The organism is Methylocaldum sp. GT1BB (genome assembly GCF_051027545.1).
In the GTDB taxonomy this organism is placed as follows: domain Bacteria; phylum Pseudomonadota; class Gammaproteobacteria; order Methylococcales; family Methylococcaceae; genus Methylocaldum.
Genome location: NZ_CP194902.1, coordinates 1,488,903 through 1,508,461 on the forward strand (window position 1 = coordinate 1,488,903; position 19,559 = coordinate 1,508,461).

Genomic DNA, 19,559 nt, shown 5'->3' on the forward strand with positions numbered 1-19,559 from the left:
ACGAACAGTAAGCGGGTGGTGATTGGGCATTTCCAGTCGATCTGAGAAAACGACGTGCTGAGCGAAAACCGTGTCGACCAGTGGGCCGGCTTCGCCGTAGTCCTCGTATTGATCCTGGGCTGTTTCGTCGTGCTGCGTCCGTTCCTTTCGGCGATCCTGTGGTCGGTCATCCTGGCCTTTTCCACGTGGCCGGTTTATCAAAGGATCGAATCGGCCGTCGCGGGCCGGAAAGGATTGGCCAGTGGACTGATGGTCCTGATAGTGGCAGCCGTCTTGATTGTCCCCTTGGCGCTCCTCGGCACCAGTTTGGCGGAAGACGTGACCGCGCTCGTGGAGATGGCACGGCAACTCCTCAGCGAGGGACCGCCAACCCCACCCGCGTGGGTAGCCAAGCTGCCGGTTGTGGGTTCGCGTCTGCACGACCACTGGCAAGAGATGGCGGGGAGCGGCGCCCGCTTGACCGAGGCGTTGCTGAAGTACCTCATGCCCCTGCGAGATTGGGCGTTGCGCAGTGCGGCAAACCTCGGAGAAAGTCTCCTGTACTTAAGCCTCAGCGTGTTCATCGCGTTCTTTTTGTATCGGGACGGTGCCGCGTTATCCACAAGGCTGGCCCCCTTGTTCACCCGGGTCGGCGGCCAACGGGCGCCGGCATTACTCCATGTGGCGGGGGACACCATCAAAGGCGTCGTTTACGGCGTTATCGGTACCGCGCTGATTCAGGGGATTTTGGTTGGTATCGGGTTGTGGATCGCGGGCATCCCCCGCGTCCTGTTGCTCGGCGTGCTGGCGTGCGTTCTGTCCTTGATTCCCGTCGGTCCCGCATTAATCTGGTTACCCGCGGCCATCTGGCTGTTCGGAAAGGGTTCGACGGGGTGGGCCGTCTTTCTCGTGCTCTGGGGGCTTCTAGTGGTGGGGCTCGTCGATAATTTTCTTAAGCCCTATTTCATCGGCAAAGGGAGTCATCTGCCATTCATCCTGGTGTTTCTCGGAACTTTGGGCGGGGTGATGGCCTTTGGCTTCCTCGGCATATTTCTGGGTCCGACCTTGCTCGCCATAGCCTATGCCTCGTTTCAGGAATGGAGTGCCCGGGAAAGAGCTTTAAGTTAGGGAACGGACCCAGCGAAATAGTGGCGTCGAATCCCTTGCAGGAAGACTCAATCTACAGCGAGGGCGGCGACGCGATGATCATGCTCAACCAATAGGTATCGGTCTTGTAACAATGCCAGAGTTGTGTTTCCTCGGTGAACCGGGCGAAGAGTTGGCCATTGGCGTAGACCACTCCATCGGCAACGGAGATTTCATCGAACGGGCCGAAGCTTTCCGAGGTGTTTGCCAGCGCATCCTCAAAATGGATCGACGTCCGGTCGTGGCAGGCGTACTGGGTGAAGTGCTGCTGGCCTTGCATATCCCAGAAGTGATTGCTGAATTTGGCGACCACTGTCCCGTTGGGCCCTTGGCTGATGAAATTGCCGGTGATTCGGAAGAAAGGCGCCGGTGCGAGCTTGGTGGTTTTCGCTAGCTGCTCGGATTCGAAGATCAGACTGATCATATCTTGGCTCATCCGCATAATGCTTTCATTTCGATTAGACTGCCGAGGTTTCGTCGGTTCATGCGGCAATCCGATGAAGTCGCAGAAAGTTCTCGAAGCGGCACGGGTGATCGTCGGGAGCATCGACAAGCCGACCGCGCTTCGTCATCTCGATGTCGTTTAAAATGGGAGCATGTGTCCTCTACAAGAACCCGATGCGGGCAAGTCTGGCAGTCTCGACAGGGCCCGGAACCGGGCCGCCTTTCTTGCTATAACAATTAACCAGCAATAGACCCACCATCGACGACCGTCATTCTCCCCTTCCGAACAATGCAAAGAAAGTGGATCTGGATTCTTGCCATCGGCGTGCTCGCTGCCGCCGGCGGAATTTATTGGTGGCGCGAAGGTCCTGTCACGGTCACCGTCGTGACGCCGACTCGCGGGCCCGCGGTGGAGGCGATTTACGCGACCGGCACCGTGGAACCGACGGTCATGCTGCCGATCGCGGCGCGGCAGGCAGGCCATTTGGTTGAACTCAACGTCGATGAAGGGAGTCAAGTGCGTAAGGGACAGGTACTCGCTCGGCTCGACGACGCGGATTTGAGGAACACGGTCGAGGAACTGGCCGCCCGCGTGCGGTTCGCGCGCACGCAGTATCAGCGCTTGCAGGAACTGGTGCGCCGCAATGTCATTGCCAAAGTCGAACTGGACCGGGCGCGCTCCGATCTGGAAGCGGCCGAGGCGGCGCTGGAGCGCGCGCGGGCTCAGCGTGATTTCATGACTCTCACGGCGCCCGCGGACGGCCTGATCATCCGGCGCGACGGCGAGATCGGCCAGTTCATTCCCGCCGGACAGGCCCTGTTCTATCTCTCTTGTTGCGCGCCTTTGCGGGTCACGGCCGAGGTGGACGAAGAAGACATTTTGCGGGTGCATGTGGGGCAGAAGGCGGTGTTGCGCGCCGACGCGCTGCCGGACGAAGTGCTCGACGGCGAAGTCAGCGAAATCACGCCCAAGGGCGACCCGATCGCACGCAGCTACCGGGTTCGCATCCGGCTCGCCGACCCGGAGAAGTTGCAGGTGGGCATGACGGTCGACGCCAACCTGATCGTTTCCGAGCGGGAAAATGCCCTGCTGGTACCGTCCACCGCGGTCCAGAACGGCACCATATGGGTGGTTGAGGACGGGAGGCTACACCAGCAGCCGGTGCGGACCGGCGTAACCGGCGCCGTTCGTACCGAAATCGTCGAGGGACTGTCTCCGGAGGCCCAAGTCGTCGAGACGCCTTCGGAAAACCTTCGCGACGGACGCGCCGCCCGTATCCGTTCATCATCTCCCGTGCCGGTGTCCTGATGCGCATCCAGCTCCAGGTGGCGCTCACGCATCTTACGGGTCGCACACGCCAGACTTTTGTTTCGCTTACCGGAGTCATACTCGGCGTAGCCTTCTTCCTGGCGGTGTCGTCCCTGATGCGCGGCTCCGAGAAGGACTTCATCAAGCGTCTCATCGACAACAGTCCGCACATCACGGTCTACGACGAATACCGCTTGCCCCGGACGCAGCCGGCGGAGCTGCGCTGGGCGGGCGGCGCGATCCGGATCAGCAACGTCAAGCCGCAGACGGAAACGCGCGGCATCCGCGGTTATCGCGAAAAACTCGAATTCGTGGAGTCCATGCCCGGACTGAAGGTCGCGCCGGTACTGGTCGGTTCGGCTGTGCTCGTATTCGCCGGCCGGGAGGAAAGCGTCACCCTCTCGGGCGTGGTGCCGGACAAGATGAAGACGGTGTCGACGCTTGAGGAGAAGATGATCGAAGGCTCGATCGACGCGCTCGCGGCCAATCCGAACGGAATCGTCGTCGGCACGGGGCTGGCGCAGAAATTCAATCTCGGCCTGGGCCGCAACGTGAACGTGGTCGCCGCGAACGGCGCCAGCCGTCCGATGAAGGTGGTCGGCATCTTCCGCACCGGCAACGCGAACTACGACGAGACCCAGACGTTCACCTTGCTGAAGCGCGCCCAGGTGATGTTCGACCGGCCCAATCGGGTTAACCGCTTGATCATCCAGCTCGACGACCCCTACGAGGCCCGCGATGCCGCCCAGCGAATCGAAGCGGTCGCCGGCTACAAGTCGGTGTCCTGGATCGAAGCCTCCGAGGACATCTTGAGCGTGCTGATCGTACGCAACATCATCATGTACAGCGTGGTGTCGGCGATCCTCATCGTGGCGTCCTTCGGGATATACAACACCCTGTCGACCATCGTGATGGAAAAGACCCGCGATATCGCGATCCTGAAATCCATCGGCTTTCACGCCCGCGATGTACGCCTCATCTTTTTGCTCGAAGGGGTCATCATCGGCGTGGTGGGCAGCGTATTCGGCCTGGTTCTGGGGGCTGGACTCATGAAGCTGCTGTCGACCATCGAGTTCAGGCCGCCCGGCATTACGGAAAAAGTACAGATGCCGATCTGGTGGGGACCGGAACAATTCGCCATCGCCACCGCTTTCGCCCTCGTCTCGTGCATTCTCGCCGCCTATCTGCCGGCACGCCGCGCGGGCCGCGTGCATCCCGTGGAGATTCTGCGGGGCGCAGCATGACGGCGGTCCTGCGAGCCGAGCATCTCGGGCGCACGCTGGCCGGGGAAGTTCCGGTGACCCTGGTGGAGGACATCAACCTCGATATCGAGCGGGGCGAGTTCGTCTGCATCATGGGGCCTTCCGGTTCCGGCAAGTCCTCGCTGCTCTATCTGCTCGGTCTGCTCGACGTTCCCACCTCGGGGCGGGTGTGGCTGGACGGCGAGGATACTTCGGCGTACGGCGAGAACGAGTTGGCGAACCGCCGGCTGGAGAAACTGGGATTCGTGTTCCAGTTCCATTTCCTGCTCGCCGAGTTTTCGGTGCTCGACAACGTTACGCTGCCGATGCGGCGGCTCGGCAAGCACGGCGATGCCGCGATCCGTTCGCGCGGCATGGAATTGTTGGCTCGGCTGGGCGTCGCCGAGCAGAGCGCGAAACATCCGCACCAGCTCTCGGGGGGGCAGCGTCAGCGCGTCGCCATCGCCCGCGCGCTGGCCAACGATCCCCTGGTCGTTCTGGCCGACGAGCCGACCGGCAATCTCGACTCGGTATCGAGTGCCACGGTGCGGCAGATTCTCCACGATCTGGCTCACCAAATGGGCAAGACGGTGGTCGCCGTGACCCACGACGCTGCATTCGCTTCGGCCGCCGACCGGCGCATCGGCCTTGTCGACGGCAAAATGAACGCCGACTGGCGGCCGGCGTAGTTTCAGTCGAATTCTCTTCTTCTATTGCCGGATCCAGGCCGATTTACCAAAGCCGGCCGCCGAGATTGATTTCTTTCAAAACGCCTCTGGCTGTCCACGCGGCAAAACCCTACACTGGCTAGTGGGCCGCTCGGTCGTGTTCAAGCTTGGTCCGATCGATCTAAAAACAATGAGCTACAAAGATCCGAAATCTGGAGGAATGCCGCGATGTCTTGGTATATCCGTATGCTTGCTTTTCTAGTCAAATGCGCCGCCTGGGCTAAGAAGAACCTCGAGAATACCGCTTACTGGAACGCCAAGTTCGACCGGTTCGCGAGACTGTTCTCTCGCTTGTCGGGGCGGCCCTTGGCTTTCAACATCGCAATGATCGTGATCCTGGTATGGGTCGTCAGCGGACCGATCTTCGGATTCAGCGATACCTGGCAGCTGGTGATCAATACGGCGACCACCATCGTGACGTTCCTGATGGTATTCCTGATTCAGCACACCCAGAACCGGGATACCGAAGCCCTCCAAGTGAAACTGGACGAACTCATCCGTGCCATCGAAAAAGCCGATGACACGCTGTTGGATTTGGAAGAGCTGGAAGAAGAGGAATTGGCGATACTGCGCAGCAAATACGTGACCCTCGCGCGCGTGGCCCGCGAAAAGGCGAGGACCGAAACGAAAGTGGATTCCTCCGCAGGCAAGCCATGAGGAGCTAAGTACATTCCGCAAATATTTGCGGGATCTCGACTGATTGGCTTGATTGGCGGGGTTGTCCTGCAGGTTGCCTATGCCGCAAGACTTCCCTGAATGTACTTAGAGCGTTTTCATCGCGCTCGTACGGCAAAACAGGCCTGGCAGGAGTCGTTGGCGCCTTCGGCCAGGGTAGATCGACTCAAGCTTTCGTAGGTCGGCAATCCTTTGCCGACGAACCCGTTGCGTCGGGAATGGATTCCCGACCTACTCGCGAGTCCCCGTAGGTATGAAAATGCTCTAGCTTGAACGACGCGGTAGTGCCGAGCTTTCCGGTCGGCTAGGGCGCGGTTATATCCCGCGTGGCCGGATTCGGCAGGGACTCGTTGCCAATGTCGGAACTACTGAAGCCGCGCCCTGGCCGATCATAACTCGATCCAAGGCCAATTCTCGCAGGGCCGGCTTCAGGTTTCTCCAAGTCCATTGGCATATGAAAGGGGTTCCGTTACTTTCGGCACTTCCCCGGCTTTTCGGTTTCAATCTCCTCGACCGAGCCTCCCTCGTACTCGACCTCCACGCACGCTCCAACCACCAGAGGGCCGTCGTCTTCCTCCAACTTGGTTTTTTCCGTCACCACGACCTCGCGACCGCCTATCATCCAGGTGCCGACCTTGCCTTCGGGACGCTTTTCAATGGTGCCGTAGAACTCTTCGCCCGCTTGGATGCTCGGCGATACCCAGAGGACGGCGCTAGCTAGCAACAGCATGCTTATCAGGTGTTTCATCGTTCGCTCCTTTTTGAATGGTCCCGTTTTTTTGGACAATCATCGCGTACCGATAATTCGTCCATCCGAGCCAGGCCGAGCATCATGACGCCGGCATTATGGCCGGACAGACCGAATTAGAGCATTTTCCGATCCGGTATCAGGGAGCCCGATATGTAGGTCGGCAATCCCTTCCCAATCGCAAACGGTCGCTTTAGTCGCGACCTTCCAATCGCAAACGGGAACTTTGGGAGCTCCAAAGTCCCCCTTCCAATCGCAAAAGGCCGTCCTGGGAGCGCCAGGACGCCCCTTCCGACAAAGTCCTTTGCCGAGCCGATAAGTCGGCAAGGGATTGCCGACCTACGTGCTTCCCGCCCGACACGAATCCGTACACCGGGTTGAAAAACACTCTAAGTCGCCGATCGCCAATATGCTTGACGACCGAAGTGGCCGATTATTCCTCTTTCATGTGGCGGACTCCGGACCATGTGACCACATGGGATAAATCCATCCGCCGCAGCAGTTCTTGAATCACGGTCTCCACCCGATCCGGCTCGTCGTAAAACTCGACCACCAGGGGCAAATCCAGGGACAGGTCGACCAGTGAGGCCGTACGGATTTTTCCGTTTCGACTGAATCCTGTCATGCCCCGCAGTACGGTGACGCCGGCCACCCGTTCCTCTTCGTGCAGGAACTTCATGAGCTTGGACAGGATATGTTCGCCTTCCCTAAGATAAATCCGCGCTATGGTGACTTGCTGATGTGCCATAACCAGTTTCCCGTGAGTGTGCCCAACCAGACCGCCGTAACGCCGAGCAGGGCATTCACGGCGAAGATGCTCAATAGACCCTGAAACTCCGCCCGAATTTCGGGCAATTGGAATGCGAGCCACAAGGTCGCCGCCAGGGTCATCACACCGAGCAGACTGATCAAGACAATCGCCCGGTACAGGGTAGACAGATCGAAGTAAAGAAAAACGAATTCGGCCGCTGCGGCCAGGCTGAAGGCGATCGTCAGGGCGAGCGCCAGGCCGCCGTACGGAAACCCGTGCCCGAGCCAGGGATAGAGATCGGAGGCAAATATCTGCCGGCCCAGTACCAGTCCGATCCAGACTGCCGCGAGACACAACACGGCGCTCAAGAAAATATTCAGTCCGGCTTTGGCGAGATTGCCTTCTTCGAACAGGTACAAGGTTTCGATGGCAAAGGTCGAGAAGGTCGTGTAGGCGCCCAGGAACCCTACCAGAATCGCCGCCCGGTATTCGACGGCCAGCGAAAACCGTTGCAGCATCAGTTCGGTGAGGAATCCCATCAGAAACGAACCCGATACGTTCACGAACAGGGTGCCGTGAGGAAAGCCTCGACCCAGCCAGGCGTAGATGCCGGTAGCGACCAGGTAACGCGTCACGGCTCCGAGCGATCCGCCCAAGGCGATGGCGAAGAGTTGGCTCATCATATCTAACTCAAAGCTCGAATCATCAACACTATTCCGGCGATGGCCAGAAAACCCGCGAAGATGCGGCGGTACCTGGCTTGCTCGATGTGCGTGTAAAGCATTTCGTCGGTCAGCAGAAAAACCAGAGCGCCGACTACCAGATAGATTGCATTTTCGGCAAAAGGCACATCGATCTGCGACCGGCTGAACAGCCACAAGGTGAGGATTTGCGCCACGGCAAAGGTGGCGTAGGAAGCCGCAACGGTGACGCGGGCCACATCCTTTGCATAGTCCTTGTGGTGCACCAGCGCCGTGAGGAGCGAGCCGCCCAGATTGCTGAGCCCGTGTATAACGCCCATGGTCGCGAAGTAAGCCTTTTCGTACTTCATCAGGGCGTCGATGGCGCGGGTCACGGTCGGCGAATATTCCTTCAAGGCGATGAGCAGCAGAAACGATCCGATCAACACGCCGATGTTGATCCGGGTATGAGTCACCAGGAACAGAAAGAGCGCGATGGGCGGCAGCGTCAGAAACAGCACGTTCCGGTAAAAGGTAAAATCGATGTGGGCATGGTGCTTCGCGATCTGCAACAGATTGATGGCGATCGAAATCGGCAGCAGCACGATAAGCACGTCCACGAATTCGTAACCGAGCAGCAACAGGATCGGCGTGCCGAACAGCAAGACGCCTGCGCCGAAAATGGACTGCACGGTGGCCGTGGCGACCACGGTCAGCAGAATGTCGACCGACATGAATTCCCCCTAGGCTTGATCTCGTTGGCTTCCGCCACTCGTTAAACCGGGCTTCGCGCAGTCAGGGAAGCCCGGATGTCATAGGCTTTCCCCAAGCTGCCGTTCGCCCCGTAATGTTTTTATGGCGCGCCATTGTAAACCTTCAGGCTACAGAAGGTATCGGAACGGGTGCGTCGGGCGGGCTCTTTGTCAGCTCGAATCCCGTGTCGCGAAGCCGCTCGCCATTCGATCGGGTCACGTCGGCCCCGGCGCCGCACCGAAGCCGCCGGGCGCGCATCGGAATTCACGGGCACAGCCTCGCCGTCCCCGGCGTCAGGCGCCCAGGCGATCGCCGGCGGAGAGCGCCGTGGCCGGCGGGACGCGCCGGCCGTCGACCGTGATCACCTCGAGCCGAAGCCACGCGTCCGCGCACGCGGCCCACACTTCACCTCCGGGCATCGTCTCGATCGTCCCCGGCGGCGCAGAGCTCGGCTCTCCGGTGGGCGAGGTTTTCACGATCCCGATCTCCCGAGCGCCGGCCCGCGTCTTCGGTGCTCCCCACGGAGACGGGAAGGGGAAATAGCAAAAGGCGCGGACGAAGCGGTCGACGTCGGCGGCGGGGCGATCCCAAGACAGCGTGCCGCCCTCGGGGATTACCCTGCCGAAGTATTCGCGCATCGTGAGATCTTGCTCGATGTGGGGAATGGAGGCCGGGTCGAGGGCGGCCGCGGCGACCAGAGTGGAGAGGAGAGAGAGACCCTCTTCCACGCAGCGCAGGCCCACCGAAAATGCGGTGTCGCTTTCGGTCAGGTCGAAGAGCGTCTGATAGGCGATGGGTCCGGTATCGATGCCGGCGAACATGCGATGAACGGTGACGCCGTACCGGTGTTCGCTGCGGAGGATGGCCCAGCCCGGCGCGTAGAGACCGGCATAACGGGGCAGGGGGCCCGGGTGCACGTTGAACGCGCCGATCCGGGGGGCCTCCAGGATCGAGCCATTTACGACGTGCAGCGAGTGGACGTTGAGCAGGAGGTCCACATTCTCTTTGCGGAAAATGTCGGCGAGAGCGGCGTCTTTGACGGCCGAGGCGGGCAAGAGACAATGTCCGCGCCTTTCGGCGTACGACCACAAGGCCGATTTGCGCGTGTCCGGAGGCGACGTGAGCACCATCGCAACCCGGTGTCCGCTTTCGTCTAGCGCCTTCAAGGCGCGGAGCCCCGCACCTTCCTCGGCCACCAGGGCAATATTCAAGCGATATTGCTCGCTCACGGGTGCCATTCCGTAGCTTCCCATGCAAGATGCGGTCATCATGAGTAGATCCCTTACAACATGAATTTCAGATCAACGCGCTTCTTCGATTTCCCCGGATTCGGGAGCCGGTGATTCTGTCGACGAGTCGCGGGTTTCTTCGGAAGCGCTCGGGTTGCGAACGCGATGCCAGTCGTATGGAAGCACAAACGTATCGAAGACGGCCGAAAAAGGCAGATCGAAAATAAGGACGGATGCCACCAGTCCGTTGAGCCATGCGGATGCCGAACGCTCGCCGCCGAAAATTTCGCCGATCTCTTTCGCGTCTTGCCGAACGCCGGGGTAAACCGCCCACTCGTTTTCGAGTATCTCGGTCCTCGCCCGTATGCTCGAGCAACCGGCGGCCAGGGCGATCACAAGAACAATAACGGCCCATTTTCCAACGTCAACTTTCATCGCGTTTCCTTATAAACGAATAGAGGTGTCACGGTTATATGGAAGCCGAGCTTTCGGGAACGGATTGACGAATCATCCGATCCTGGAGAAGCAAAGAGAGGGGCGGTAGAGGCTTCCGAAATGAAGGCGGTCTCCCGGCGGACGAACATCTCAATCCGGTTGTCTGTCAGGCGAGGCCCGCTGGCACCGCCATCGGCTCGAGCATCAGCATCATGAAGCTAGGTCAAACTAGCTCTTGATGTCAAATTTCGTCAATAGGGTGTTCTCCTGGCTGGACGGCGTTAGACCTTGCATTTCGCATTTTCATCTATGCTTGAGCTAAACCACTGAGGTCGGGGGCGCCGGGCGGCCGATCATGACACAGGGCGAGGGTAAATGAGCCTTATGTCTCTACGGTTTTTATTGCACTTCTGACGCAACGATCAAGTAGAAGAGGACCATCATTCATGCATTCGACAACCCCATTTACCGGCTCGGCGAAAGTGCTTGAAGCCGGGTACCCCACGGTCGATATTGCCAACGCCTTGAACATCGTGCGTCCCAGCCTCGGGGATGATGCCGGTGTGGCGCTCTTCAGACTGCTGAGACTGGTGGCGATCGAAGATATCCTCGGCAGGGGTGCCTCGGCGATGGCCTATTACGCCGGCAAAAAACTGGGCATGGGTCTTGGAATCGGCAAGCTCGAAGACTTTCTCGGGCTCTGCGCGGCCCTCAAGATCGGAATCATCGAAGTCCCCTTGCTGACCGAGGACAAGATTCATGTCGATGTCTACGAATGCGTCACGTGCAGCGGTCTCCAACCCGTGGGGCGTACACTCTGCCATTTTGAGGGAGGGCTGATCGCCGGGGTCGTGGAGCACGTAACGCGAAGACGCACGCAAGCCGTGGAGGTAAGCTGCATCGGCGGATTGGGCGACCGTACCTGTGGTTTTGATCTCGAACTCCTCGGCGAGATCAAATAGCCGGTCAAGAGTTCTATCCCGAGCGCCCTGTCGATTGACTCGCCAGCCCGATAAGCTGCCGGGTCGGCGGATCAAAAACCTAGTTATTTGAAATTTGCGATGCGCTTCCTGGGATGGCATCGGCCCGAACTCGCTTACGCGTGAGCAGCCATCCGAGGTAAGCCGCGGCAGCGACGTCATACGTGAGGCAGAAGGCAGGCCACCAGGCCGGCACTCCGGGGTTTGCGATGAACCGGCCATGGACGAAATCAAAGATGCCGTGTGCGAGCAGGGCGGCAACGATAAGCCACAAGGTGTACTTGAATCCGGCGATAGAGGCGCCAAAAAACACCGCGGCAACGATGAGCTCAATAATCAATGCGTTCATGGAACCGCCCACGACCGCAAAGAGGACATAGTACGACGCGATGACGATCATCACCGTGGGATAAAACGCACGATCACGATCCAGGCCGAACAAGGTCGCCGACAGGCCGATCACAATGGCCAGAACCGCTCCGATCAGAAACGCCATGCTTGCTCCTCGGTTGAATTGCTATCCGACGAAGTGAAAAAAATCGCTTCGAGCATTTTGGGACGTTTAATCCGTTGAATGTGCATAGGCTGAGTTTTCGATCCAAGGATTTTTCAACATTCCGGCACTGATGTTCGGCGGACGCACGCAAGCGGAGTCTAGCGACGTTGCGGCCGGTCCGCTGAAACACCCTTTCGGGCTTCATCTATCCACGACGAGGTCCACGAATATGCCCGTACCGATATCGAACTCCCCGATGACCCGGATGGTGCCGGGGTGATAGTCGTCATAGACGATCACGTGGACGTGGTCGGCCCTATCCCTCGGATGCCGGATGAGCCAGGCGCCCGGCGGCACCTTGGCGCGCAACCGATGGCACTGGCCGGGAGGAGGCTGGTGCCCGGCAGGTCGGCCCGGATACCAGACGCGGCATTCGCCCGGAGGGGGATAATGCCCCGGCGGGATATCGAGGCGGGTGTAGCCGTGTTCGTGGAAGTAAGGGTCATGCCTATCATCATCCCAGTCCTTCCCGGAGTAATGTCGGTCTTCTTCCTTTTTCCAATCCTTACCACCCTCCCAGTGCTTATCCTCCTTTAGCTCCATTCCGGGGTAATACCGGTCTCTTTCCTTTTTTCCCGACTTTCCGCTATCCCGGTGCTCTTCTCCTCTCCAGTCGCTATCCGAGTAATACCTATCCTTCCCCTTCCCGGACTCGTCCTTTCCTTCGTCCGCTACTGCCGCGCCGAAGCAGCAAACGGCAAGAGCGACGGATAAGATCAGCCTGTTCGACATGTTCATTGTTTTTCTCCGAAACGTCTAGATCAGCACCGTGGGTTGGTTCAGATAAATATAACCACGATTAACGAGGCTGCTGGTGTCGTTACTGCGATTGGTTTCTTGCCCCAGCCGTACTCGCTCCCTATCTGCTTCGGACACGGCGGATCTTCAGCCGAGGGTAGCGGAGCGAGCTGTGTGCCACCAGGGTCACTACTGGTAATGAACTTTTGTGATCTTGGTCCATCGATTGCCAGGGAAATATGTGTGCAGATGCCTGAACATTGCGCCGGAGTCGGGTTGGCGGATACATCCTCCACGGGATGAACGTACCAGCATGTGCAGAGCCTCTGGCAATCTCGGGTCGCGCGGAGCCGTTCTCGCCCATGCCATAACCAAACCGGAAAGGTAATCGGTGGCATTGGAAGTTCTGCGCAGCTGCTGCCGTTCCACCCGGAGCGCCTCGATCGACTTCGGCGAGAGAAACTTGGGAGGAGGTTCGTCCATAACCGTGCCATACCCCATCTGAGCCCAAAAGACACTGGAGGGAAAGCCGCACCACCAGTTCTCTCGTTCACCATCCTGCGCCATCGAGCGACGCACATTGACCTGCGCGAACTCGTCCAGCGCCACCGAGTAAGTGATTTTGTCGCTCATGTTGCCGACCATGCCCGGATAGCGCGCGATCAGCATGGCGCCGAAGGCCCGGCGTCGGTTTCCGCCCGGCCCTCTAAGCATTTCGTCGACTAGACGTCCGGCTTCGGGGATCAGGTGTTTGATTCGGGGCGCGAATCTCCTTAGCACATCCCAGCGTTCGAGAACGAATGCACGCGTCCAGACCACCAGCGTCAGCTCGCGGCGAAACTTGTCCGGCAGTTTCTTCATGGCTGCGATTTGCGCCAGTTCATCGAGCGGAAGCCCCTCGTTGTCCTGGGCTTTTACCCAGTCGAGAACTTGCGGGCTTTGTCCGTACGCCGACAATCGATTGTCCAATACCGTGGCCGCGTTTCTGAACGCATCCGCGTGACAATTCAGAAATTCCACGAAGCTGTATTCAGGGTGAGACGAACGGGTGTCGATCGTTGGAACTTCGGGAACCGCGCCGACCTTTGCTCGCGCGCGCTGCCACTCGCTCAGGGCAGACTGGAATTTATCCTCGGCAGTCGGTTCATAGCCATAGAACCCGCGTGCATCCGTGTACCAGCAGGGATCGTGGGGACGGAGCCGTTCCATGTCGTTTTGCGTGATTGGCAATCCGGCCAAGCTTCGATAGGCGATGAACAGATAAAAATGATCGTAGGTCGGCTTGATCACGCCCAGCCGCCCCTGCGAGTACGTTTCGAGGTCCGTCATAGGCCATGCCGGCGGCTCGAAGATATTTCCCGGATAGGACGGGTCCTCCGGGAACCGGCACTCGCGCTTTCCGGACTCCGCCAACGCCGCGGAAGCCATGGCCGCAAACAAGGCAAGCAGGATGCACCTAGCAGATTTCATGCTTTTCCTTTTTGCTCGAATGGTTTTAGCAAGCCACGGCTCTTTGTTGGTTGTTGCTGGTTGTGGATCTTGCTCGTCCCCAAGTCTCCACCTGACAACCAGCAAATCAGCAAGAAGCGATATGACGTGCAGCTCAATCGGTCCGTTAATAGTGACGAATCAACCCAACCACGACACCAAGAATAGTGAAGTCCTCGGTAGGTTGGATCGCTGCGTAATTCTGATTCTCCGGCAACAATATCGGCCGTCCTTGGTTGAGCCTGAGCCGTTTGAGTGTTAGTTCGCCTTCAAGGGCTGCCACTACGATTTGTCCATCCAATGCGGTTGACTGCCTTTCAACAACGACAATGTCATTTTCAAGGATACCTGCGTCCACCATGGAGTCACCTTTAACCCGGATCAACATAGTATTGGTCGGGTCACGGACCAGGTAGGAATCTATAGACAAATCATCAAGAATGGCTTCCTCCACAGGGCTGGGCAGGCCCGCGTGCAGGTTCTCACCGATAGAGCGTTCGAAAAACCTCTTGCCTGGTCGTAGCCGTCGATCTGGTGCGCTGTCGAGGAACTGTTGTTCCTTCAACCGGCCAATCATCTGCGCAACTGATGCCTTGGACGATAGCCCAACCAACCGTCCGATCGCGGCATACGACGGCAAGGTCTTATGCTTAGCGTAGTAGCTACGCAGCGCCGCAAGGTATTGACTATCCGAAGGCATGTTCGTACGCTACCGAACGAACGTTCGGTAGTCAATAGGGACGCTACATGACAGATAATAATGCCATTCCGGATTCTTACGATGGGCGTGAGCAGGCGCTGATCAAGCACGAACTGCTCAGAAGCTACCTCCAACAACTGTTTCGAATTATTGGAATGAGCGCTGGACGTAACAGACGCATTGATCTCTGCTACGTCGACTGTTTCGCTGGTCCATGGGGCGATGATTCCGAAGACATGGAGGGCACCTCCATTGCAATATCTCTGCGCACTTTGGATGCCTGTCATCAGACACTTGCCAGCCATGGCATCGATGCGAACATCCGTGCGCTCTATATTGAGAAAGATCCGCCCGCATTTGCTCGTCTCGACACTTATCTACACGGCAACACTCCCAGAGGCATTTGCTCAGAGTGTTGGAAAGGAGATTTCGTAGATTTGCGCGACAAGCTTTTGCAGTGGGCAACTCGGGATGCTTTCGTGTTCTTCTTCATAGACCCAAAGGGCTGGAAGGAAGTCGGCATCGAGATTCTACGTAGGTTGCTGCAGCGTCCGCGTTCGGAGTTTCTTATCAACTTCATGTATGACTTTGTGAATCGCACCATGTCGATGGGGGACTGGCAGCAGGAAATGGCGGAACTCTTGGGCGAAACGATAAACCTCGATGGAATGTGCCCTAAGGAAAGAGAGCAATTGATCCTGAGGACCTACCGCGAGAACTTAAAGCGCTGCCTGCCTGTTCCTAAGCCTGAGTACCGGCCGAGATCGGCCTATGTTCGGGTGCTGGATCCGACCAAGGAGCGTCCCAAGTATCACCTTGTCTATGTCACCTCTCATCCGCAGGGGATTGTGGAGTTCATGACGATTTCGGAACAAGTTGATCTAGTACAGAAGAAAGTGCGAGCCCTCAAAAAAGGCGTTGAGCGGGAGCGGCGCACAGGCACACCAGATATGTTTGGCGCGGAAACGTTCGTTGATCAGAGTGCCGGGCATGTCAGCCCAGAAGATGTAGATCGTTTTTGGTTGGACTATCTGAAGTCAGGTATTCGCCGTATCGGTCGTAATGAATTTGCCGACATCCTAGAAGAAACAGACTGGTTTCCCCGCGATCTGCAGGCTTCGTTGGTCCGCCTCATAAAACGCGGTCTAGTATCCAATCTGGATGCAGTTGGCCGTCGACCCAAGAAACCGCTGCACTTTGAAAAAGGTGGCGAGCGTTTGCAACTAGTGGAGCGAGCAACATGAGTGGTAACAGCAAAATCGAATGGACCGAGCAGACATGGAATCCAACTGTCGGTTGCACAAAGGTTTCCCCAGGTTGCAAGAATTGTTATGCCGAGTCCATGGCTCTCCGCCTCCAAGCTATGGGCTTAAAGGGCTATGAGAACGGATTTCGCCTCAGTTTAAGACCTGAGCGTCTTTTGGAACCCTTGGGTCGGCGTAAGCCGACGATCTACTTTGTGAATTCAATGTCTGATTTGTTTCATGAAGAGGTGCCGTTCGATTACGTCGCACGTGTCTTCGACATTATGAGGGAGGCCAAGCAGCACACCTTCCAGGTTCTTACTAAGCGTGCCGAACGCATGGCCGCATTCTGTGCAGGGCGAGAGATTCCGCCCAACGTATGGCTTGGAGTCTCCGTGGAGAACAAGCGCCATGGTCTGTCGCGAATCGACGCGCTACGCAACGTCAATGCGACAATTCGATTTTTGTCCATCGAGCCGTTGCTTGAGGATTTAGGTCATCTGGATTTAACCGGAATCCACTGGGTGATTGTCGGTGGCGAATCCGGTGCTCGTGCTAGGCCGATGTGCGCCGAGTGGGTCGATAACGTTCGTCGCCAATGCCTGAATGCAGACGTTGCGTTCTTCTTCAAGCAATGGGGTGCTTGGGGTGCCGATGGGCAGAAGCGATCAAAGAAAGCGAACGGCCGTTCGTTGGGCGGTCAGGTTTGGGATGCAATGCCTGCATAGCGGCGTCGATTTGCTGGCCCCTACTTGGAAATCTGTGACATTGGAAGCTCCTGCTTCCGATGCCAGAGACTGACATAATGGTGCTTGAGCCTACCATTCCAGCATCGTTCAGCCGACTGCCTGGTGCAGCAAGAAGCGCGGCTATTGTCGGTTCGGGCTCAGTAATGCCTTCAGAGGGAGGGGCTATTGCGGACAGGATGGGAAAGGAAGCTGGAGCTTCCCACAAATGTGGTCCCAAGCTGGAGCTTGGGGCCTAGCAAATGTCGTTTCGATCGACTCAGCCGCCCGTCTGCACGCGTGCCTGATAAGTCTGCATCCCACCCGAAAGCACCTTGACCTGAAAACCGTTTTGCGCCAATAGCCGAAAGGCGTAATAAGCACGCTGTCCGACGCCGCAGATCAGCCAGATTTCGCGGTCCTGCGGCAGTTCGTGAAGCCTGTCGCGCAGGGTTTCGAGCGGCAGGTTCCGCGCGTTCGGGATGTGGCCGCCGGCAAACTCGGTTTCGCTTCGAACGTCCACCAGCAGGGCAGAGGTGGTCGCCAGTTCCTCCCAATCCGCCAGGGGGAAATCCCCGCGCAGATGGTTGGCGGCGATCATGCCGGCCAGATTGACGGGGTCCTTGGCGGCGCCGAACTGGGGGGCGTAGCAGAGCTCCAGGTCCTCCAGGTCGAATACCGAAGCTCCTTCCATCATGGCCGTGGCGATGACATCGATGCGCCGCGCCACATCGAGCTCGCCCACGGCTTGCGCGCCCAGAATCCTGCCGTCGGTCTCGGAGAACAGCAGTTTCATGTGAATCGGCTTGGCGCCCGGAAAATAGCTCGCATGGTGGCCGGGATGCAGGTAGATCTTTTGGTAATTCATGCCGGCTCGCCTAAGCAGCTTTTCGTTGGCGCCGGTACACGCGATGGTGAGTCCGAACACTTCGCACACGGCGGTTCCGAGAACGCCGTCGAATCTCAGGGGAGGCGGTGCACTGTTGCTGCGATCGAAATGATGAAGAATGGCGGTGGCCGCCACGCGCCCCTGCCGGTTGGCGGGGCCGGCCAGCGGGACGAGCTGCCATTCTCCGGTGACGCGGTTTTTCACTTCGACCACATCGCCCACGGCCCATATGGCGGGGTCGCTGGTGCGCATGTATTCATCGACCCGGATGCCGCCCAGGGCGCCCAGTTCCAAGCCGGCGTCGGCCGCTAGTCCCGATTCCGGGCGCACGCCGATGCCGAGGACGACCAGATCGGCAGAGATGGTGTCGCCCTTGGATGTCAGCACGTTCAAGCCGCGCTCCGGGTGCTGGTCGAAGGCCGCGACGCCTTCGCCCAGTCTGAGGCTGACGCCGCGGGATTTCAGCCGTTCGGCGGCATAGGCGGCCATTTCAGGGTCGAGCGGCGGCAACACCTGGTCGGCCAGTTCCAGCAAGGTGACCTCGAGCCCCAGTCCGACCAGATTCTCGGCCATTTCGAGGCCTATGAATCCGCCGCCCACGATCAGCGCGCGGGAGGCCCTGGCCGTTGCTGCCTTGATCTTCCGGCTGTCCGGAATATTGCGCAACACGTGGATGCCGGGCAGGTCGATGCCGGGCAGAGGCGGACGGACGGGCTTGGCGCCGGTCGCGAGGACCAGCGCGTCATAAGATTCTTGCCGCGTCGCGCCCGTCTTGAGATCGCGCACCTCGATCGTTTTGGCTTGCCTATCGATACGGGTGACCTCGGTTTCCGTATGCACGGCGATGTTGAATCGGTTCTTGAATACTTCGGGACTGGCCACCAGCAGTTTGGCTTCCGATTCGATCACGTCGCCCACGAAATAAGGCAGGCCGCAGTTGGCGAAGGATACATGCGGTCCGCGTTCGAACACGAGGATCTCGCAGGTTTCGCACAGCCGGCGCGCCCGAGCCGCGCAAGTGGCGCCGCCGGCCACGCCGCCGACGATGAGGATGCGTTTTTTCGTGGCATTCATGAGATCGAATCTCCAGTCAGCGAGTTGCGTTAGGTATTCACGGGCTAATATCCGAGCCAGGACGGCCGATTGTAGCGCTCGCGACGGGGCGGCAACACCGTTAGAACACCCTTGGTCCGAGATAGTGACGCGTGGCTGGGTAGGCCAGAGCAAGGCGATAGCCAGTTCCGGCGCTCGACCTACGAACTGGCGTCACCAAGTAGGTCAGTAATCCTTGCCGAACACAAGGAGTCGGCACATGGAATCGTCGGCAAGGGGTTGCCGACATACCAACCTGTGCCGCCAAGTAGGTCGGGGATCCTTTCGCGACGTAGCAGGCTGGCGAGCGTAGTTGTCGGCAAAGGATTGCCGACCTACGAATGCTGCGAACAGGGGGTGCCAATGAGGTCAGGAGGCCTTGCCGAACATCCCAGGGCGGCGCATGGCATCGTCGGCAAAGGATTGCCGACCTACAAATGCCATGTATCGAAAGTAGGCTGGGATGACGAAGGAGTCCCAGCAATCCCGCTAGTTATCATGCATGGGATGCATGGTGCCGTGAGGATGTCCCGGCATGGCATCCGGGCCGTGCTCGGCGAGCTGGGCGTCGAACCATCGGTGTACGGCGGCGGTCAGGGCGGGATTGCCGGATGAATAAACGATCTCCGCTCCGTTCGGGAGTTCGCGGTATTCCACGTGCAATGTTCCCGGTTGGGCGTTTTTCAGCTCGGCGAGGCCCGGCATGTTTTCCCCATGGATGCGAGCAGGATCGGAAAAATCGCCGCGGGCGAATTCCTCGGAAATCTTCGTCAGGTGCTGGCGGATGAGTTTGATCTGCCCGGCATTGGCCGGGTCCCTAACGACGACTTGCTGCACCCCTCCCGTTTCGGTCTTGGTAAAAACGTGCTGGGTTTGCTTGAGGTCGAAGGGCATGACCTCGGCCCCGCGTTTCGAGATTTCCTCCACGCGTTCCGGACTTGCCGTCTGTGCCGGCACCACTGTGGGTAATCCAAGAGCGAGAACGATCCCGGCAAATGCCCAAAGTCTTCGATTACGGCCTTGCATGAC

21 protein-coding genes are annotated in these 19,559 nt (G+C 58.6%); 8 read left to right on the forward strand and 13 right to left on the reverse strand.

Annotated features, from left to right (window positions below; all coding sequences use genetic code 11):
• Nucleotides 1–54 precede the first annotated feature (54 nt).
• Entirely contained in the window at nucleotides 55–1,107 is a 1,053-nt protein-coding gene (locus ACR2TX_RS07950; protein ID WP_434131734.1) for an AI-2E family transporter, read from the forward strand.
• A gap of 52 nt (nucleotides 1,108–1,159) precedes the next feature.
• On the opposite strand, the gene ACR2TX_RS07955 is transcribed toward ACR2TX_RS07950, so the two are convergent.
• Entirely contained in the window at nucleotides 1,160–1,561 is a 402-nt protein-coding gene (locus ACR2TX_RS07955; RefSeq protein ID WP_133718698.1) for a hypothetical protein, read from the reverse strand.
• Between the two features lie 297 nt (nucleotides 1,562–1,858).
• On the opposite strand from ACR2TX_RS07955, the gene ACR2TX_RS07960 reads away from it, so the two are divergent.
• From ACR2TX_RS07960 to ACR2TX_RS07975, 4 genes are all read left to right on the forward strand, one after another.
• Nucleotides 1,859–2,878, forward strand: a complete 1,020-nt coding sequence (locus ACR2TX_RS07960; RefSeq protein WP_077731493.1) for an efflux RND transporter periplasmic adaptor subunit — start codon at nucleotides 1,859–1,861, stop codon at nucleotides 2,876–2,878.
• Nucleotides 2,878–4,122, forward strand: coding sequence for an ABC transporter permease (locus tag ACR2TX_RS07965; RefSeq protein WP_434131736.1), 1,245 nt, complete (start codon nucleotides 2,878–2,880; stop codon nucleotides 4,120–4,122). The genes ACR2TX_RS07960 and ACR2TX_RS07965 overlap by 1 nt, the downstream gene beginning before the upstream one ends.
• On the forward strand, nucleotides 4,119–4,808 hold the full coding sequence (locus tag ACR2TX_RS07970; protein ID WP_434131737.1) for an ABC transporter ATP-binding protein: 690 nt from the start codon (nucleotides 4,119–4,121) through the stop codon (nucleotides 4,806–4,808). The genes ACR2TX_RS07965 and ACR2TX_RS07970 overlap by 4 nt, the downstream gene beginning before the upstream one ends.
• 207 nt (nucleotides 4,809–5,015) lie before the next feature.
• The gene (locus tag ACR2TX_RS07975; protein WP_077731490.1) at nucleotides 5,016–5,504 is read left to right on the forward strand and encodes a low affinity iron permease family protein; all 489 of its coding nucleotides are present in this window, start codon (nucleotides 5,016–5,018) and stop codon (nucleotides 5,502–5,504) included.
• Between the two features lie 487 nt (nucleotides 5,505–5,991).
• On the opposite strand, the gene ACR2TX_RS07980 is transcribed toward ACR2TX_RS07975, so the two are convergent.
• The 6 genes from ACR2TX_RS07980 to ACR2TX_RS08005 form a co-directional block, all read right to left on the reverse strand.
• Complete coding sequence (locus ACR2TX_RS07980) at nucleotides 5,992–6,270, reverse strand: DUF5666 domain-containing protein (RefSeq protein WP_086134922.1); 279 nt, start codon at nucleotides 6,268–6,270, stop codon at nucleotides 5,992–5,994.
• A 433-nt stretch (nucleotides 6,271–6,703) separates the two neighbouring features.
• The gene (locus tag ACR2TX_RS07985) at nucleotides 6,704–7,018 is read right to left on the reverse strand and encodes a DUF190 domain-containing protein (RefSeq protein WP_434131738.1); all 315 of its coding nucleotides are present in this window, start codon (nucleotides 7,016–7,018) and stop codon (nucleotides 6,704–6,706) included.
• Nucleotides 6,994–7,704, reverse strand: coding sequence for a fluoride efflux transporter CrcB (crcB, locus tag ACR2TX_RS07990; RefSeq protein WP_434131739.1), 711 nt, complete (start codon nucleotides 7,702–7,704; stop codon nucleotides 6,994–6,996). Before crcB ends, ACR2TX_RS07985 begins: the two co-directional genes overlap by 25 nt.
• A 2-nt stretch (nucleotides 7,705–7,706) precedes the next feature.
• Complete coding sequence (locus ACR2TX_RS07995) at nucleotides 7,707–8,435, reverse strand: TSUP family transporter (RefSeq protein ID WP_077728545.1); 729 nt, start codon at nucleotides 8,433–8,435, stop codon at nucleotides 7,707–7,709.
• A gap of 312 nt (nucleotides 8,436–8,747) precedes the next feature.
• A complete protein-coding gene (locus ACR2TX_RS08000) occupies nucleotides 8,748–9,725 on the reverse strand; it encodes a methionyl-tRNA formyltransferase (protein ID WP_434131740.1) in 978 nt (325 codons plus the stop codon).
• Nucleotides 9,726–9,755: 30 nt separating this feature from the next.
• A complete protein-coding gene (locus ACR2TX_RS08005) occupies nucleotides 9,756–10,118 on the reverse strand; it encodes a YceK/YidQ family lipoprotein (protein WP_077728547.1) in 363 nt (120 codons plus the stop codon).
• A gap of 446 nt (nucleotides 10,119–10,564) precedes the next feature.
• Between ACR2TX_RS08005 and ACR2TX_RS08010 the strand changes: the two genes are divergently transcribed.
• Complete coding sequence (locus ACR2TX_RS08010; protein ID WP_077728548.1) at nucleotides 10,565–11,080, forward strand: V4R domain-containing protein; 516 nt, start codon at nucleotides 10,565–10,567, stop codon at nucleotides 11,078–11,080.
• Nucleotides 11,081–11,159: 79 nt separating this feature from the next.
• On the opposite strand, the gene ACR2TX_RS08015 is transcribed toward ACR2TX_RS08010, so the two are convergent.
• The 4 genes from ACR2TX_RS08015 to ACR2TX_RS08030 form a co-directional block, all read right to left on the reverse strand.
• Nucleotides 11,160–11,594 (reverse strand): hypothetical protein, encoded by a 435-nt coding sequence (locus ACR2TX_RS08015; RefSeq protein ID WP_156881089.1) that lies wholly within the window; start codon nucleotides 11,592–11,594, stop codon nucleotides 11,160–11,162.
• A gap of 201 nt (nucleotides 11,595–11,795) precedes the next feature.
• Nucleotides 11,796–12,392, reverse strand: a complete 597-nt coding sequence (locus tag ACR2TX_RS08020) for a hypothetical protein (protein ID WP_434131741.1) — start codon at nucleotides 12,390–12,392, stop codon at nucleotides 11,796–11,798.
• A gap of 189 nt (nucleotides 12,393–12,581) precedes the next feature.
• Nucleotides 12,582–13,862: a hypothetical protein gene (locus ACR2TX_RS08025; protein WP_139841129.1), complete on the reverse strand. Its 1,281-nt coding sequence runs from the start codon at nucleotides 13,860–13,862 to the stop codon at nucleotides 12,582–12,584.
• Between the two features lie 145 nt (nucleotides 13,863–14,007).
• Nucleotides 14,008–14,580 carry a LexA family protein gene (locus ACR2TX_RS08030; RefSeq protein WP_086134917.1) on the reverse strand — a complete coding sequence of 191 codons (573 nt, stop codon included), beginning with the start codon at nucleotides 14,578–14,580 and terminating at the stop codon, nucleotides 14,008–14,010.
• A gap of 47 nt (nucleotides 14,581–14,627) precedes the next feature.
• On the opposite strand from ACR2TX_RS08030, the gene tcmP reads away from it, so the two are divergent.
• Nucleotides 14,628–15,824 carry a three-Cys-motif partner protein TcmP gene (gene tcmP / locus ACR2TX_RS08035; protein WP_434131742.1) on the forward strand — a complete coding sequence of 399 codons (1,197 nt, stop codon included), beginning with the start codon at nucleotides 14,628–14,630 and terminating at the stop codon, nucleotides 15,822–15,824.
• Nucleotides 15,821–16,552 (forward strand): DUF5131 family protein, encoded by a 732-nt coding sequence (locus tag ACR2TX_RS08040; RefSeq protein ID WP_086134914.1) that lies wholly within the window; start codon nucleotides 15,821–15,823, stop codon nucleotides 16,550–16,552. Before tcmP ends, ACR2TX_RS08040 begins: the two co-directional genes overlap by 4 nt.
• A 277-nt stretch (nucleotides 16,553–16,829) precedes the next feature.
• On the opposite strand, the gene ACR2TX_RS08045 is transcribed toward ACR2TX_RS08040, so the two are convergent.
• Nucleotides 16,830–18,512 (reverse strand): FAD-dependent oxidoreductase, encoded by a 1,683-nt coding sequence (locus ACR2TX_RS08045; RefSeq protein ID WP_434131743.1) that lies wholly within the window; start codon nucleotides 18,510–18,512, stop codon nucleotides 16,830–16,832.
• 507 nt (nucleotides 18,513–19,019) lie between these two features.
• Nucleotides 19,020–19,556: an aspartate carbamoyltransferase gene (locus tag ACR2TX_RS08050; protein ID WP_434131745.1), complete on the reverse strand. Its 537-nt coding sequence runs from the start codon at nucleotides 19,554–19,556 to the stop codon at nucleotides 19,020–19,022.
• Nucleotides 19,557–19,559 lie beyond the last annotated feature (3 nt).